General features: G+C 40.2%; 14 protein-coding genes. 6 read left to right on the plus strand and 8 right to left on the minus strand.

What is annotated here, in order from left to right:
* Positions 1-15: 15 nt before the first annotated feature.
* The 3 genes from ACIQXQ_RS16955 to ACIQXQ_RS16965 all read left to right on the plus strand — a co-directional run bounded on the left by ACIQXQ_RS16955 (position 16) and on the right by ACIQXQ_RS16965 (position 2,652).
* Positions 16-975, plus strand: a complete 960-nt coding sequence (locus ACIQXQ_RS16955) for a hypothetical protein (protein WP_402959042.1) — start codon at positions 16-18, stop codon at positions 973-975.
* 119 nt (positions 976-1,094) lie between these two features.
* Complete coding sequence (locus ACIQXQ_RS16960) at positions 1,095-1,664, plus strand: TetR/AcrR family transcriptional regulator (protein WP_402959044.1); 570 nt, start codon at positions 1,095-1,097, stop codon at positions 1,662-1,664.
* A 52-nt stretch (positions 1,665-1,716) separates the two neighbouring features.
* The gene (locus tag ACIQXQ_RS16965; protein ID WP_402959046.1) at positions 1,717-2,652 is read left to right on the plus strand and encodes an SDR family NAD(P)-dependent oxidoreductase; all 936 of its coding nucleotides are present in this window, start codon (positions 1,717-1,719) and stop codon (positions 2,650-2,652) included.
* A gap of 42 nt (positions 2,653-2,694) precedes the next feature.
* Here the strand turns inward: ACIQXQ_RS16965 and ACIQXQ_RS16970 are convergent, their stop codons facing one another.
* Both ACIQXQ_RS16970 and ACIQXQ_RS16975 read right to left on the minus strand, forming a co-directional pair.
* Positions 2,695-3,480: a glucose-1-dehydrogenase gene (locus tag ACIQXQ_RS16970; protein WP_402871574.1), complete on the minus strand. Its 786-nt coding sequence runs from the start codon at positions 3,478-3,480 to the stop codon at positions 2,695-2,697.
* 19 nt (positions 3,481-3,499) lie between these two features.
* Entirely contained in the window at positions 3,500-4,351 is an 852-nt protein-coding gene (locus tag ACIQXQ_RS16975) for a GRP family sugar transporter (protein ID WP_402959048.1), read from the minus strand.
* Between the two features lie 208 nt (positions 4,352-4,559).
* On the opposite strand from ACIQXQ_RS16975, the gene ACIQXQ_RS16980 reads away from it, so the two are divergent.
* Positions 4,560-5,120: a thioredoxin family protein gene (locus tag ACIQXQ_RS16980; protein WP_402871568.1), complete on the plus strand. Its 561-nt coding sequence runs from the start codon at positions 4,560-4,562 to the stop codon at positions 5,118-5,120.
* Between the two features lie 45 nt (positions 5,121-5,165).
* On the opposite strand, the gene ACIQXQ_RS16985 is transcribed toward ACIQXQ_RS16980, so the two are convergent.
* The 4 genes from ACIQXQ_RS16985 to ACIQXQ_RS17000 form a co-directional block, all read right to left on the minus strand.
* Positions 5,166-6,386, minus strand: coding sequence for an MFS transporter (locus ACIQXQ_RS16985; RefSeq protein ID WP_402959050.1), 1,221 nt, complete (start codon positions 6,384-6,386; stop codon positions 5,166-5,168).
* Between the two features lie 138 nt (positions 6,387-6,524).
* On the minus strand, positions 6,525-7,115 hold the full coding sequence (locus tag ACIQXQ_RS16990; RefSeq protein ID WP_402959052.1) for a TetR/AcrR family transcriptional regulator: 591 nt from the start codon (positions 7,113-7,115) through the stop codon (positions 6,525-6,527).
* 140 nt (positions 7,116-7,255) lie between these two features.
* Positions 7,256-8,656 carry a hypothetical protein gene (locus ACIQXQ_RS16995; protein ID WP_402959054.1) on the minus strand — a complete coding sequence of 467 codons (1,401 nt, stop codon included), beginning with the start codon at positions 8,654-8,656 and terminating at the stop codon, positions 7,256-7,258.
* Between the two features lie 271 nt (positions 8,657-8,927).
* The gene (locus tag ACIQXQ_RS17000) at positions 8,928-9,758 is read right to left on the minus strand and encodes a TetR/AcrR family transcriptional regulator (protein WP_402959056.1); all 831 of its coding nucleotides are present in this window, start codon (positions 9,756-9,758) and stop codon (positions 8,928-8,930) included.
* Positions 9,759-9,853: 95 nt separating this feature from the next.
* Here ACIQXQ_RS17000 and ACIQXQ_RS17005 point away from each other — a divergent pair, with 95 nt between their 5' ends.
* On the plus strand, positions 9,854-12,937 hold the full coding sequence (locus ACIQXQ_RS17005) for an efflux RND transporter permease subunit (RefSeq protein WP_402959058.1): 3,084 nt from the start codon (positions 9,854-9,856) through the stop codon (positions 12,935-12,937).
* Positions 12,938-13,253: 316 nt separating this feature from the next.
* Positions 13,254-13,631, plus strand: coding sequence for an SMI1/KNR4 family protein (locus ACIQXQ_RS17010; RefSeq protein ID WP_402959070.1), 378 nt, complete (start codon positions 13,254-13,256; stop codon positions 13,629-13,631).
* Positions 13,632-13,912: 281 nt separating this feature from the next.
* Here the strand turns inward: ACIQXQ_RS17010 and ACIQXQ_RS17015 are convergent, their stop codons facing one another.
* Positions 13,913-14,809 carry a DUF2786 domain-containing protein gene (locus ACIQXQ_RS17015; protein ID WP_402959060.1) on the minus strand — a complete coding sequence of 299 codons (897 nt, stop codon included), beginning with the start codon at positions 14,807-14,809 and terminating at the stop codon, positions 13,913-13,915.
* 113 nt (positions 14,810-14,922) lie between these two features.
* Entirely contained in the window at positions 14,923-15,429 is a 507-nt protein-coding gene (locus tag ACIQXQ_RS17020; RefSeq protein ID WP_402959062.1) for a hypothetical protein, read from the minus strand.
* Positions 15,430-15,531: the final 102 nt, after the last annotated feature.

The raw sequence follows: 15,531 nt of genomic DNA on the forward strand, positions 1-15,531 counted from the left end.
AAGAAGGTGATTCGATTGAGAAAAGTGGAGAGGATTTTTAGCATTAATTCTCTGGTTAAGGAATTATGGGAAAGTCAGCCGGATATGAGATTCCTTCAATTGTTGGATTGGATAGAATCGGAGTACTCGAAACAGAATGGGGGCTTTGGGCAAGGAAATTTGTTCAAACGGGATTCTTATCAAGCCGAGGAGCCTTTTTCTTATATCGATTTGTTTTATCTTGAGGACGAGCTGTTAGAGCAGTTTTTACTGCAGTTGGTAAAGGATACTGAGACTAGGCTTAGGCTTGAGAAGGTTCAGGCTGAAAAAGGGAGTAAACATTGGATTCAGCAATTCGTAAATAACAGGCAAGGGGAATTGAACCATCTTATTTTGATGAGTTCGCCTTCCTTGCTGACTTTCCTTGATAAAGAGCGGTCCATCCAGTGGAAGTCCCCATTGCGGGAAACGGGTTACCAAGAATACAGAAATGAATTTTTGGAGCTTGAAAGTGTGAGGCGGGGCAGACGAATCGAGCTGGAGAAATATTGGCCAAGGATGGGTCCGCAATGGGATGGATATGCCACGGTGGCAGGGAAAGATGGTCAAAAAGGGTTTTTGCTAGTGGAAGCGAAGGCCCATTTGAAAGAAATGGCTTCATCGATACGGGCAAAGGATCTGGACAGTAGATTCCTGATAGAGAGTACCATGAAGGAAACAATGGAGGCCATGGGTTCCCGGGCCCCTATGGAAGTCTGGCTGAACCGTTATTATCAGTTGGCGAATCGTTTGGCTTTTTTATATATATTGAATGAGAAAATGGGGATTCCAACGTGGCTGGTCCTTGTGAATTTTCTTAAAGATGATACCCATATACCTACCGGTTCTGTGGAATGGGTAGAACATTACCAAGAAGTTTTTAGCGAAATGGACATTACATCCGAATCGAATCCATTATTTGATAAGATCGTCACGGTCTATCCAAGTTGTAATTGATATGTGGAAAACTTAGGGAGAGCTTAATCCTCGGCTCTCTCTTTTAATTGGTACTTATTGACAATGGTAAAAATATGAATTATACTTTTAATTAACCAGTGGTCAACAAGGAGGATATCATGTCACCAAGAAAATCCGTTACACAGGAATTAACACGGGAAATGATAATGGACGCAGCACGGAATCTCTTTGTGGCGAAAGGGTATCAGCATGTTTCCATGAGGCAGATTGCGAAAGAACTAGGGTACAGCCATGGCGCTCTTTACTATCATTTCAAGAATAAAGCGGAGTTGTTTTACGCGTTAGTGGAAGAACATTTCGCCATGCTCGATCAAAAACTGGATGATGTGATGCACCAAGCCATCCCAAATGGGGAAAAGCTAGAGAACATTCTTTTGGGCTTCATTGAATTCGGGCTGACCCATCAAAGCCATTATGAAATCATGTTTTTGATCAAGGACGAAGAAGTACAGAACTTCATCAATCAAGGGCCACACAAAACCTATGAAAAATTCGCCCAGATTATTTTCACTTTATGTGAGAACAAAGTTTCCATCCAGCATATTTACAGCATCTTTTTATCCTTGCATGGTTTTGTCACGCATTATTGCCGTCATGTCACGACGTATGAGGAAGTAAAGAATCTAGCTGTGTTGCACGTGAAATTTTTAACAAAATCAATTAGCTGATTTTTTTTACCACGTATTGACCAGTGGTTAAATAAAAGGGAGGGCGTCCATTATGAAAAAAGCATTGGTAGTAGGAGCTTCAGGAGGAATGGGGTATTCAATCGTCAAGGAATTATCAAACAGGGGGATCTCGGTGACGGCCTTTGCACGCACCCGCAGTAAGCTGGAAAAACTTTTCGGAAATGATTCGAATGTGACGATCCATACGGGAGATCTATTTCAAGTGGAGGATTTAGAAAGAGCAGCCCAAGGTGTTGACGTCATATTCCAATCAGCGAACATTCCCTATTCAGAATGGGATGAGAAGTTAGTGGTCATGATGTCCAATATTATGGAAGTGGCAAAAAAGAATGAAGCGAAACTTGCCTTTGTCGACAATATTTATGCCTATGGACGCAGTTCAGGGAAAAGCGTGACTGAAATGAAGGTTAAACATCCCCACACGAAAAAAGGAAGCATCCGCCTGAATGTCGAAAACCTGATTAAGGAATCAAACATTCCTGCAATCATTGTTCACTTTCCTGATTTCTATGGTCCCAATGCGGAAAGTTCTTTACTGCATTATACGCTTAATAATGTCATTAAAAATAAGAAGGCCAGTTATGTGGGCGACCAAAGCATTGCCAGGGAATTCATATACACCCCGGACGGAGCAAAAGCCATCGTTGAATTGTCCCTTAACGAAGAAGCGTACGGTCAGAACTGGAATATACCCGGTCATGATGTGATTACTGGAAAAGAACTAATCAAGATCATTCGCGACATAACGGATTATCAAAAAGGAGTATCCACCATTTCAAAGAAGATGATTCAATTCTTGGGGATCTTCAACTCCCAGATGCGTGAAGCGGTCGAGATGTATTATTTGAATGAAGAACCGGTTGTGTTGAACGGGGAAAAATACGAAAAGCTGATTGGACCGGTGCCTCGGACTTCTTATCGTGAAGGGGTGATCGAGACGGTGGAGTATATGAAAAGCCATGCATGAAAAAAACACGGCGTAAGAACGCCGTGTCGGTAATCCCTATAATCAACCTTTCCCAGCTTCGAATCCAGGGTATTTGGTCATGCCGCCATCCGCATATAGTGTCAAGCCGGTGACGTAGCTGGATTCCTCGGATGCGAGCCAAACCGCACATGCAGCGATTTGTTCCGGTTTTCCGATATAGCCCATCGGAATCAGGTCGATGACTTCTTGTGTCGCCTTTGGATCATTGAATTTCTCGGCGTTAATCGGTGTATCGATCGCTCCAGGGGAAATGTTATTCACGCGGATTCCTTTTGGCGCATATTCAAGGGCAAGTGTTTCGGTCATCATTTTGACGCCACCTTTACTTGCTGCATAGTGAACAAAATGTGGCCATGGAATTCTGTCATGAACCGAAGACATATTGATGATGTTTCCTTTAATATCATGTTCTAACATATAACTGATTGCATCCCGACTTGCTAAAAACATGCCGGTAAGGTTGACGTCGATGACCTTTTGCCAATCTTCTAGCGTCAGTTTTTCGCTTGGCACTTCATTTTCAATGCCGGCATTGTTGACCATGATGTCGATGGTACCGAATGTATCCACTGCAAACTGAATTAATTTCTTCACATCTTCTTCTTTTGTAACATCGCCTTGAATGGCTGCGGCCTTCCCGCCTGAAGCTTCAATCGTTTGAATGATTTCTTTATAGTCGTTCTCTTCCGAATGATAATTTAAGACAACTCGTGCTTTTTCCTTTCCGAAGCGTTCCGCCATTGCTTTACCTAATCCTGTTGCGGCCCCTGTGATTACGACTACCTTGTTCTCTAAATCTGTATACATACTATATCCTCTCCCTTATTTATTCTTTTGTGAATCCAATCATGACGCCACCGGCGATGACTAAGATACAACCGATGATGACATAGGTCATTTGTTTCTTTGATTTTTTCTCTCCTAATAGGAAGATGCCGCCTAAAGTGGAAATGACGATACCCATTTGCGAGAATGAAAAGGCAATGGCAACGCCCACTTTTGGATTAGCGAGAAGGAGACCGATATTCCCGGTCGCCCACATGATCCCAGTTAAGATGTTGCGTCCGGCATATTTGTTGAATGGTTTATGTTTAATGGATAGAAGGAAAGCTGCAATAAACATTCCGATCGCTTGTGGCAAGATAGTCGACCACCCGTCAATGTCAAACCATCTGACGACGATGACATAGGTGACAAAACCAAGAGTGGAGACGATCAAGTAAAGGATTCCTTTTTTCATGCTGCCTTCATTTTTCCCTTTACTACCTTCATAGCTTGTCAGCAATACACCCGCAATCAAGAAAATGATAGCAATCACGCCAAGGATGATCGTCGAAGTGGTGTTCCACTCCTTAAAGACGATAACCGCAAAAAATGTATTTCCTAGTATTTGCAATCCGGTTGAAATGGGAACGGTTTTGGAAACGCCCATTTCCTTGACACTGTTGAACTGAAAAAGTTGACCGAACGCCCAGCCAATCCCTGAAATGATTCCGACAATCCAGATGAGGCTCGTCCATTCGGGGGGATTGATGACCGACATCACGATGGCAAACAATAAAGAGCCGATGGTGATACCGAGTGTTTGGTTATATGAGTTGCCCCCGAGTTTTTCGGAAACAAGTACCAAGCTTCCCCACGTTAATGCGGGGATAAGTGCATAGAGAAAACCTTCCACAAAATCCATCTCCTAAGTTACAAACATTTGTATTAATGAAAAGTACTGGTTATTTAGTTAGCTAATAATAAATTTCCCTTGTTTTCTAAAATGAAAACATTTTTTTAATATATTAATTTAGATATATGATTCGTTTCTCCCGAATCAATGGGCTGAAAAATAAACCGGTTTATGGTATTTTTAATTAAAATTAGTTAGGAGTGGGAACATGACGACATTACATGAATGGTTTGAAAAGGGGATACCTGCAAAGGAATTTGTGGAGTCGATGAAAGTGAATAAGGAAGGCTTGCAATCCGTATACGAGCGTTTTTCCATTTCGGAAGAAGACCGTGCATTTTTCGAAGAAGTAAAAGGGAAAGAGCTGAGAGCGATTGTCATTACAGAAGATTGGTGTGGCGACGCGATGATGAATATCCCGATCCTTTTGAACATCGCACAGGCAGCGAATATCGATACGCGGATGATTCTGCGGGATCAAAACCTTGAGCTGATGGATCAGTATTTAACGAATGGAACGGCACGATCGATTCCCATCTTTATTTTCATCGATAATCAAGGGAAGGAAAAAGCTGTTTGGGGCCCTCGAGCACCTAAAGTACAGGAGTTCGTAATGGAATTGCGCAAGGATTTGCCAGCTAAGGAAGACGAACATTTTGAAGCGGCACAAAAGGAGCTTTTTAAGAAAATCGGGGAATCTTATGCCCAAAACGAACAGCTTTGGCAAGAAGTGTACAGTAGCATTAAAGAAACATTGACGAAGGCGTAAACCACTTGCATCCCCGTTTTTAGCGGGGATGTTTTTTTCTTAACCTTACAAAGTTTTGATTCTTTCCTCTTTATTTTCAGTATGTGATGCGACCGACATGCCCAAAGCCGGGATAGCTGCCAGAGCAACGGTGATAGCGGATAAACTAAAAACCGTGAATAGCGAAGTTATTTTCAGCAATGGACCGGACGAAGCCGTTCCAATTAAGAGAAATAGAATGAAGATGGGCGTGATGATGCCATTTGTTCTACCGATGAATTTTTCTTCCACAAGTTTAATCATCATGGTGCTTAAGAGTATTTGCATGAACGCCATCATGAAGGCGGTGATGAATCTCATCGATGCCGTTAAAATAAAGGAAGTGGACAGTACTTCGATAACGGTGGAAAGGGCTAACAATAAAAACGTACCAACAAACGTCACCCTCACATGAAGACGATTAACTAAAGTGGCCGCGATGATTCCCCCAATCAGTAAACCAGCCCCTGCTGCAGCGGATAACCATTGAAGGGCTTCTTTTGGCAATTGTAGCCTATCCGTGATCAGAAAAACCTCGAGCGGTTGTACCAGGCCTGCTCCAAGACCCAAGAAACAAAAGGTCAGGGCGATTCTTTTCAAATTGTGATTATGGAGTACATAGTGAAAGCCTTGTTTAATTTCTGTAACGATCGTCGAGTCAGCCTGTTTTTCCTTTTTGGCATCCTTCGGTAAAAAGAGCGTGATGACCGTGGATAATCCAAATGTAAGAATTAACAAGGAAAGGGAAACCGAAATGCCAAAATTCGAATAGACGGCCGTACCGATGATGGGTCCCAGAATCAAGAACAGGGAACCAAGGCTTTGCACGATGCCTATCGCCGAACCGACTTGATCTTCAGGGATGTGCCGTTTGAAAATTTTCGCGGAAGAAGGTTGTGAAAATTGAGAGACGATTGCTGAGACGAATGTGGCAAAGAAAACGGCTTCCCACATCCCGAATGAGATGAAACCTAAAATGATCAGAATCGAAACGATGCTGAGCAGCCCGCCGCTAATGATCGTCTTCTTTGGATTCCAACGGTCGGCAAAGGTTCCGCCTATAAAGGAAAATAAGAAGATGGGGGCGTACTCGATGACAGTGATAAGGGATATCGCGACCGGATCCTGATTCGTTTTTTCGATAATGTAAAACAAAACGGCCATATTTCGAATCCATATGCTGATTTGATCAAGCATATCCGAACTCAACATGATCCAGAAAACCTTATTTTTCAATAATTGGTTCATCCACAGGCAGCTCCTTCTTAATTAATCTGACCGTTCGGTTTAATAAATTCCTAAAAAAAATCGTTCTACAGGACTATCGTTAAATAATCGAGGAACATCCTTTCTTGGGAAAAGGATAAGAAAGGGATGTTTGTTCCTCTAGTGTTTCGAAATGCCTTTTAAAAAGACGTCCACGCTTTTGTGATATAGTCTCCTGATTTCAGGAAATTCCATCTCGTAATAGGTGGCATGTAATCCGGCATGCATGCCAAAGAGAATGTACATAAGGTCTTTGGGATTATCTTCGATGAACGCCCCTTCTTTAATTCCCTGGTCAATGACGGCTTCATACGTGTCATAATACTGACTGCGATAAATTTCTAAAATATGCGCAAAAATCTCAGGGTCAGCCGTTTCACTTCCGCCAAATTCCTCAGCGGCTTTAATTAATGGACTTTGCAGATCTTCAAGATAATGGTCTGCCAATGCATATAATTTCTCTACACTCGTGCGGTAGTTCTTTTGCTTGATGTTCCAGGCGCGCTTCCACTCGTCGGCGTTATTCTCGACGATGTACAAGAAAAGTTTTTCCTTGCTTTTGAAATGATAATAAATGCTCCCTTTACTGCTTTCGGAGACGTTTGTGATGTCTTCCATTGACGTAGCGGCGTATCCCTTTTGGGCAAACAATTTTTCTGCTTCTTTAGCTATCTTAAGCTTAGTGGGAGAGGGGGTACTTTGTTGTTTCATGTCAGATAAGCCTCCAATGATAAACTGAACGTTCGGTCTATAATTAAACTATCGTAATTTCCTATAATTGTCAATGATGTTTTGTTATTCAAAAAAGCCAGTGTGCATTAAATGGATGCGCACTGGCTTAGTTATATGGATCAAATCAAAAACATCGCTACGATCGTCGTCACGAATAAACCGATGCATACCGGAAGCAAGTTTCGGCGGGCGAGTTCAAAGGGACTGACGTTACAAATGGCCGCCGCTGGGATAAGTGCCCATGGAATCAAGGTACCGCCACCGACCCAGATTGCCGTGATTTGGCCGAGGGCAGTCAACGTCGCAGTACCGCTTCCAATCGCCGTCCCGAATAGATTTGCGACCGAACCGGTCAGGGAAATACCTGAAAACCCGGAACCATCCAAGCCGGTAATCGCACCGATGCCTGTCAGTGTGACGGCAGCTATCTCTTTCGTCAATGGAACCGAGGCGGCGAGTGCTGCACCCAAATCGTTGACGATGCCGAGAGAGGCTTTCGGTAAGTAGTCCCCGATGATTTTAGTGAAGCCGGAATCGCCTAAATAGAAGAAAGCGGCAATCGGGATGACCGGACCGAAAACCTTGAAGCCAAATTGGAACCCTTGAATCAAGTAGCTCGTTGATTTTTCAAGGCCAGGATGGCCATGGGCCACGAGAGATAAGATCAGCAAGATAAAAACGGCGGTTCCGCCAACCAATGCTGTTGCTTCGCCGCCTTGTAATTTCAGAAGCCAAAGAGCGACGACATCCAGTAAAAAGGCCAATGGGATGAATATCGCAAAAAACCTCTTCTGTCCCATCGTAAGTAACTCTTCATTCATCCCATCCTGGTCTTCGTCGATTGCTTCTTGTACGGTAGGCTGAATGCGACCAAGCCGCATATCCCGCTTCAAGAAGATGAACGCAGAAACCGTAGTCACGACGCCCATTGTGATGACGAGCGGGATGCTGGCTGAAATGACGTCACCGACCGGAATCGAAGCCGCATCAGCCGTGAGTTTTGGTGCCGCTTGAATGACGAAATCACCCGAAAGCGCAATGCCGTGGCCAAATAAATTCATCGCCATCGCTACGCCTAGTGCAGGCAATCCGGCCCGCAATGCGACCGGTAGCAGCACGGCACCAAGCAAAGCGACGGCAGGAGATGGCCAGAAAAACCAGGAGATGCCCATCATGACGATTCCAATCACCCAAAAAGCGAGTGTGGGGTTTTTAATGAATCTAGCAAAAGGTGCAATCATGACATCATTGATACCTGATCTCGTTAAGACTGTACTCATGGCAACAATGATGGAAATGATTAAAATGGTCGACATTAACTCGGTAATGGCGAAAGCGAAACTATTGAATACGCCACTGATGGAGGAAGCCAAACTGCCTGTAGAGACGAGCGCCAAAATGAAGATGCCAACGATGCAAATGAGGGTGGTATCCCGACGCTTTACCATAAACCCGATGATCAACACGATGAATAAAACATAAATCCAATGGAGAGCCGTCAATCCCATCCCATAATCCATCTCCCTCAAAATCTTCCTGATACAGATTATGAAGGGGAGCCCAAATGGTGAGTTGTTTTAAAAAAAGTCATAAATCGGACTTGTTGGAAAGCTGTCCAAGCAATTGTTGAAAAAAAGACAAGAATGAGAACATTCAAATGAAAGAAAGTTAGAAACACATGATAAAATAAATGGAGGGTGTTAATAATTGTACCTAAGGGTGAATATAAAGAGTAAGTGCATAGAAAAAAGGCAGAAAGCTTAATTCAAAGCGTTCTCCCCTTCTTTAGAGTTAAAAATTATAATATTGGCGTAGTAAATAAGCTAGGTACTTGCAATGTGGATGAGCGTGAAGGTTCTCGAGCAATCCTTTTATGATGGCCGGTCCGAAAGTTTGTTCAATCAGTTGCTCCTTGAGCAGGAGTAAGGATTCTTTTTCAATGGACTCTTCGATTTCCTCAATCTTATTATCCATAAGATCGAGTAGCTGTTCCTTTGTCATTTCTTCGCACATGACAGGACTGATTATTTCCGTCAATTCTTGTGAAATAAAAGGAATGGTTGAATGCCTTGCCAGTATATTCGTTTTTTCCACAAGAGATTGCGAGAGTCGGACTAAATCCAACGGTATATTATAGAATAAAAATAAAACAGCATACTGTTGTAAGAATCCTTTTATACAATAGGTTAAATCATATTTTGTTTGAATGATATCGTCCCCATATAGTCGTTCAACCAATGAGAGGATACTCGTTTCATTGATTCTTTCATAGTGTTGAATTCGTGTTATGAGTTCTTCATTTAATGATTGTGCTTGTTCTTTAAAAATAATCTTAGCGAAGTCTGTATGGTTCAGATAAGATTTAAATGAGGTATAGAAAAATTCATATAAAAGGTCTTCATTTGCTGTGTTTTTGACTACGTGGTCAATATCTGAGACGAGCTGTATCATAAAATAATCGACCAGCGCTATAATCAATTCATCTTTGGATTTAAAAGATAAATAAAAGGCACCCTTTGAAATGCCACAGTGATCGGTGATTTGCTGTACGGAGGTAGCGTTAAACCCTTGTTTTGCAAAGAGTTCGATGGCCGTTTCCATTATGAGTTCCCTTTTAATCATTCCATTCGCTCCTAGGTCATATTGTTGACAAATGACTAATTAGTCATTAGTATAAGTAAATATGTTTGATAAGTCAATTAAGGGTAGGTGTAAAGGTGAGAGGTTTAGTCAATTTTGTTCTAAGGAATAAACTAGCAGTGTGGCTCCTTACAATTATTATTACGATATCTGGTATTTATTCGGGTACGCAAATGAAAACGGAGACAATCCCGGATATTACAATTCCCTATTTAACGGTGATGGGTGTATATCCTGGTGCTACTCCAGAGAAAGTGATGGATGAGGTCTCGATACCATTAGAGGAAGCGGTTGAAGGGCTTGAGGACGTGAAAGCCGTTTATTCCAATTCGTATTCCAATATGTCCAATATTCAAGTGGAATATGAATATGGGATCGATATGGATGAGGCGAAGCGTGCTCTTGAATCGGCAATTGACGGAGTAAAGTTACCGGAGAAAGCGGAAGAGCCGACGATTACAGCCATCAGCTTAAACATGATGCCTGTTATGGCATTGAGTGTAAGCAGTACAAAAGAGGATATTGTTGAATTAACGTCAACCGTGGAAGATAGTTTACTTCCAAAAATCGAGAAAATTGACGGGGTTGCTTCGGCCACTACCACTGGCCAGCATATAGAAGAAGTTGAATTAACATATGACGAAGCAAAAATGGCTAAACTGGACCTTACGGAAGATAAGGTAAAGGAAATGATTCAGGCAAGTGATTTAGCTGTATCATTAGGCCTTTACGAATTCGAAGAAGGGGAACAGGCCGTTTCAGTAGACGGTAAGTTCATGACAGCTAAAGAATTGAAGGGAATGCTTATTCCTGTAACACCATCAGCTAGCAATCCAGCACCTTTTGTGAAACTTAGCGATATTGCTAAAGTTGAGCTAGTTGGGAAAGAAGAATCCGTATCACGTACGAACGGTGAAAATGCGATTGCCATTCAAATTGTCAAAGGGCAGGAAGCAAACACAGTTGACGTGGTTAACGATGTGAAAGATCTAATTAAAGAAGAAGAGAAAAAGATTGATGGCCTTGTTGTCGATGTCAGTCTTGACCAAGGGGAACCAATTGAGGAATCCGTATCGACGATGATAGAAAAAGCGCTATTCGGCGGTCTAATTGCGATATTAATCATCCTTTTATTCCTAAGGGACATTAAATCGACGATCATTTCGATCATTTCGATTCCTGTTTCGATCTTTATGGCCTTCCTAATCTTAAATGGGTTGGGAATCACATTAAATATCATGACATTGGGTGCGATTACGGTGGCCATCGGACGGGTAATCGATGACTCGATCGTTGTTGTTGAAAATATTTACCGACGCATGCATTTAAAAGATGAAAAATTAACGGGTCGTGCATTGGTGCGAGAAGCGACAATCGAAATGTTCAAGCCAATCATGTCATCAACATTAGTAACGGTTGCGGTATTCGCTCCGCTTATCTTCGTTGGCGGTATGGTAGGCGAACTGTTCACGCCATTTGCATTAACCATGACATTTGCCCTTTTGGCTTCGTTAGTCGTTGCCATAACGATTGTACCGGCATTATCTCACTTCTTATTTAAGAAAAAATTATATGGTGAGAAGACCGAGAGTAATCATAAAGAGCTTGGCAAATTAGCTAAGGGATACAAACGTGTTCTTAGATGGACATTGAATCATAAAGTGATCACTTCCATCATATCTGTGGTTCTATTAGCCGGCAGTTTGGCCTTAACGCCATTAATCGGTTTTAGTTTCTTAGGTAGCGAAGAAGAAAAAGTGATGTACTTAACCTACACACCAGAACCAGGGGAGCTTAAAGAAGAAACATTAGCGAACCTTGAAGTGGTGGAAAAGAAGTTACTGAAACGTGACGAGATTGATATTGTTCAGTTATCCGTAACAGAGGATGGCGACTCCATGGCTGCAATGATGGGCGGGGGCGGAAGCGGTGCCCTCATGTACCTGATCTTTGACCCAGACATGAAAAACTTCCCGGAAGTACGGGAAGAGATTGAAGAATATGTCTTCAATATTGGTCAATCAGGCGAATGGAAGAGCCAGAACTTCTCGTCTATGTCTGTGGCGAGTGATGAAGTCAGCTACACGTTCTACAGTGAAGATTTAGGTAAATTAAATGACGCTGTAAAAACAGTAGAAGGCGTTATGAAGAAAAATAACGGCTTAAAGGACGTTTCTTCTAGTACAGAGGATGCTTATGTTGAATATACATTCAAAGTAGAGCAAGATGAATTATTGAAGTATGGATTAACTACAGCCCAAATCATTGGGATGTTAAGCCCTTCTACCCAAGAAGAAGTATTAACAACCATTGAAAAAGACGGTGAGTCAGTAGAAGTCATCGTTCAGCAAGATCAAGACGAACAGCCAAAATCAATTGATGATATGTTAGATAAAAAAGTACCAACCGCAACAGGTACGACGATGAAACTTTCTGAATTGGTCACGGTTAAAGAAGGAACCACGTTGAATACATTGGCCCGTAGTAAAGGTGAATACTACGCCACTGTTTCAGGAACCATCACAGATAAAGATATTTCAAAGGCTACTTCTGAAATAGATGAAGACATTGATAAATTAGACTTACCAAAAGGCGTGACAATCGGTGTAGCCGGTGTAGCAGCGGATATGTCAGAAACATTTACCCAACTTGGTTTAGCCATGATCGCAGCAATCGCAATCGTGTACTTCATCCTTGTTGTCACATTCCGTGAGGGTGTCGCACCATTTGCTATCCTGTTCTCCTTACCGTTTACGGTCATTGGTTCGTTTGTAGGTTTATTAATCGCTGGTGAAACGATCTCGGTATCGGTCATGATGGGACTTCTCATGTTAATTGGTATCGTTGTAACAAATGCCATCGTACTTGTAGACCGGATCATTCATATGGAACGTGATGGTATGAGTATGCGTGAAGCCATTCTAGAAGCTGGCGCAACACGACTCCGTCCAATCCTGATGACGGCCATTGCAACCATCGGAGCATTAATGCCATTAGCATTTGGCTCAGGCGGCGGTGGTTTAATATCAAAAGGTCTTGGTATTACAGTAATTGGTGGATTAGCAAGTTCAACGCTATTAACATTGCTTATCGTTCCAATCGTTTACGAAGTATTATCAAAACTATTCAAGAAAAAACGTAATGAAATAGACGAAAACTAAAATAGAGCCCTGCAGGATGATGATCATCTTGTGGGGCTTTTTTTGTGGATATGCATATAGTGCTGTGTTAGAGATACCTGAGAGTATGTATAAGGGATATACTAAAGTAATACTAGGATGGAAATATAATGGAGAGAGCTATAGACTCTTGAGAGCATTAATATGATGCATTCCGCATGAAGTATTAGAAAGGGATAGCAAAACAATACGAAACTCAAGATTAGAAGGTGCTAAAAATGAATTATTCAACAGTACAGAACTCATAAAGAAATATGGAGAGGATAATGATTTTACAGGTGGGGTAAGTGAAAAAAAAATTGAAGAAATCGAAAATGAATTAAAAGTTTCACTCCCTGAAAGTTACAAATGGTTTTTAAGAAATTATGGATATGGTGGTCTTTATGGTGTACGAATAATTGGATATGGTTTTTCAGGTCCAGCAGTAGTAGTAGATACCACTAAAAATCATCAAAAGTACTATAATTTAACTAAAGGAATCATCGTCATAGAAGATGTTGATGAATTCGCCTATTGCATTGATACTAACAAAATGAATAATGGAGAATGTCCAGTGATTTTGTGGGATAACCAGGAAGGATATGGGTTTACTGAAGCTGACAATTTCTTAGATTATATGATTAAAAGATTTGAAAAGGGAAAAGACGACTTGGATGAAGACGAAGAAGATTGGTGATGGCTAAGGAATACGGATTTGTAAATATTATAAGGAATTTGATAGTTCTTTTGATTGGCAATCATTGTTGTATATAAGGTTGGAGTTCTCTAATTGATATTGATAGTGAAGAAGATATTAGATTATATCTGTTTGTAAACAAGGTAAGTACAGACCATGCAACTATTCCAGATTCTCTAGAACTAAGACACCAGGATTCATGGAATAAGGACCATCGAAATAAGCCTTTCTCTCTGAAGGGGAAGGGCTTATTTCGATGGTCCTTATCTTAACTTTAGAGTTTAAGCTACATTGGCTCGATATTCTTCAACATCGGTATATGTAATATTATATTTTTTCATTAATTTTTGTGCTTTTTGGTAGGCGACTAAAGATTCGTTTTGATTAGTTCCTTCTTCAGCAGTCAATAATAATTTGTCGATTTTATGTAGAATTTGTACATTATCATTTTTTGTTTTAGCATTATGCATTTGTTCAGTTTCTTTAATTTTATAATAACGATTTAAGGTTAACTCATAGTTTTTTGATATTTCTTCATATAAATCAATTAGATATCGAGTAAGGTTCACTTGGTTATCATTAACAAAGGTATATGTAATAATATTACTATTCATCTCAACTTGTAGATAATTTTTCTTAATCAGATTGTTTAGCACAATTGTACTACTAAAGATATTCCCTAGAACGTTTTTCGGAATATTAGAATCTAAGAGATCATGTATGTAAACCCAAGTCGTGTACAAATCTATTTGTTCATATTCAGAGATAGTATTGAAATTGCTATCTAAGGAATCAAATTGAGTTTGATTTAACATACCGTTCTTAATAATAAAACGCTGACGATAGTCATTGTAATCAAGATTATATTCAATTAGCCACTCGATATCCCCTTTAAAAAAAGAGTGGAAGCCAAGATTAGAAAAATATATCTGAGTGGCAATTGCGTCATCTTGTTTATAGATTCTATCAATTTCAGCAGTGTGCATGCCTATCCCCTTATAAGATAACGATGATGAACTAAAATCACTAGTGTATCCTAGATATTGGAATGGTGTCATTTGCAATTTATACGCAGAAAGTCCAAAGTCCTGATTGTTGCTACTTGAAGATGATTTGTTTCTATTAGGTAGGTAAAAAAACATAAACCATAAAATAACTATTGTCAAAAAAATTAACATAAATATTCCTCCTGAAAATCTAGTTGTAAATTCCTATTGGATATTACTTGCTTTATGGATGTTAACAGAGAAGCCCTTCTAAAGAAGGGCTTCTCTGTTGCAAAATTCATGATTTAATCATAATACTTATCTAGAATTTTATGCGTTTCATCAATATTTGACCTCAGATTTTTAATATCTTCACTTAAAGAATAATCTAGTATTTGAATTTCTTCTAGAGTATAAGCAGTAGAATGTATATTTAGGGTTTCTATGCAATCTTCTAATATTTTAATTTGATTTAAGATGTTTTTCTTATAATCCAAGGTATCGGCATATTTAACATCTTTATTAATAATTTTATCTTCAATATTTTCTAATTCTTTCTGAATTTCCTGATTTTCTCCCAAACCATTTTCGACTAGATACCAGGTAGAAAAATCTTGGTCTCCAATTTTTTCTGCTGACTGATCAAGGTGTGTATTTATAGTTTTGAATAATGGCGTATATTCATTATCTATATAATCTCTAAAGGAAACGAATTCATTTATCTGTTTACTCGTATTATTAAAAGAAATCGCGAATAATGTTCCTAATATAACGATAATGACAACGATACCCATCCATAACCATTTTTTCATATGTCTTTTCCTCCAATTTATTTATATATTGGAGACTTGCATGATATGGTTATCTTTTTTTTGAATTCATTTTGTAAAAGAGTGTGTTAGTGTTAATATGGT

Source organism: Peribacillus sp. NPDC097198 (assembly GCF_044762055.1).
GTDB lineage: Bacteria > Bacillota > Bacilli > Bacillales > DSM-1321 > Peribacillus.

Excerpts from the sequence above, each read along its gene's own strand:
- ACIQXQ_RS16990 (WP_402959052.1), bottom strand. The coding sequence starts at position 7,115 with ATGAAACAACAAAGTACCCCCTCTCCCACTAAGCTTAAGATAGCTAAA.
- ACIQXQ_RS17015 (WP_402959060.1), bottom strand. The coding sequence starts at position 14,809 with ATGTTAATTTTTTTGACAATAGTTATTTTATGGTTTATGTTTTTTTAC.
- ACIQXQ_RS16995 (WP_402959054.1), bottom strand. The coding sequence starts at position 8,656 with ATGGATTATGGGATGGGATTGACGGCTCTCCATTGGATTTATGTTTTA.
- ACIQXQ_RS17020 (WP_402959062.1), bottom strand. The coding sequence starts at position 15,429 with ATGAAAAAATGGTTATGGATGGGTATCGTTGTCATTATCGTTATATTA.
- ACIQXQ_RS16965 (WP_402959046.1), top strand. The coding sequence starts at position 1,717 with ATGAAAAAAGCATTGGTAGTAGGAGCTTCAGGAGGAATGGGGTATTCA.
- ACIQXQ_RS16985 (WP_402959050.1), bottom strand. The coding sequence starts at position 6,386 with ATGAACCAATTATTGAAAAATAAGGTTTTCTGGATCATGTTGAGTTCG.
- ACIQXQ_RS16980 (WP_402871568.1), top strand. The coding sequence starts at position 4,560 with ATGACGACATTACATGAATGGTTTGAAAAGGGGATACCTGCAAAGGAA.
- ACIQXQ_RS16960 (WP_402959044.1), top strand. The coding sequence starts at position 1,095 with ATGTCACCAAGAAAATCCGTTACACAGGAATTAACACGGGAAATGATA.
- ACIQXQ_RS16970 (WP_402871574.1), bottom strand. The coding sequence starts at position 3,480 with ATGTATACAGATTTAGAGAACAAGGTAGTCGTAATCACAGGGGCCGCA.
- ACIQXQ_RS17000 (WP_402959056.1), bottom strand. The coding sequence starts at position 9,758 with ATGATTAAAAGGGAACTCATAATGGAAACGGCCATCGAACTCTTTGCA.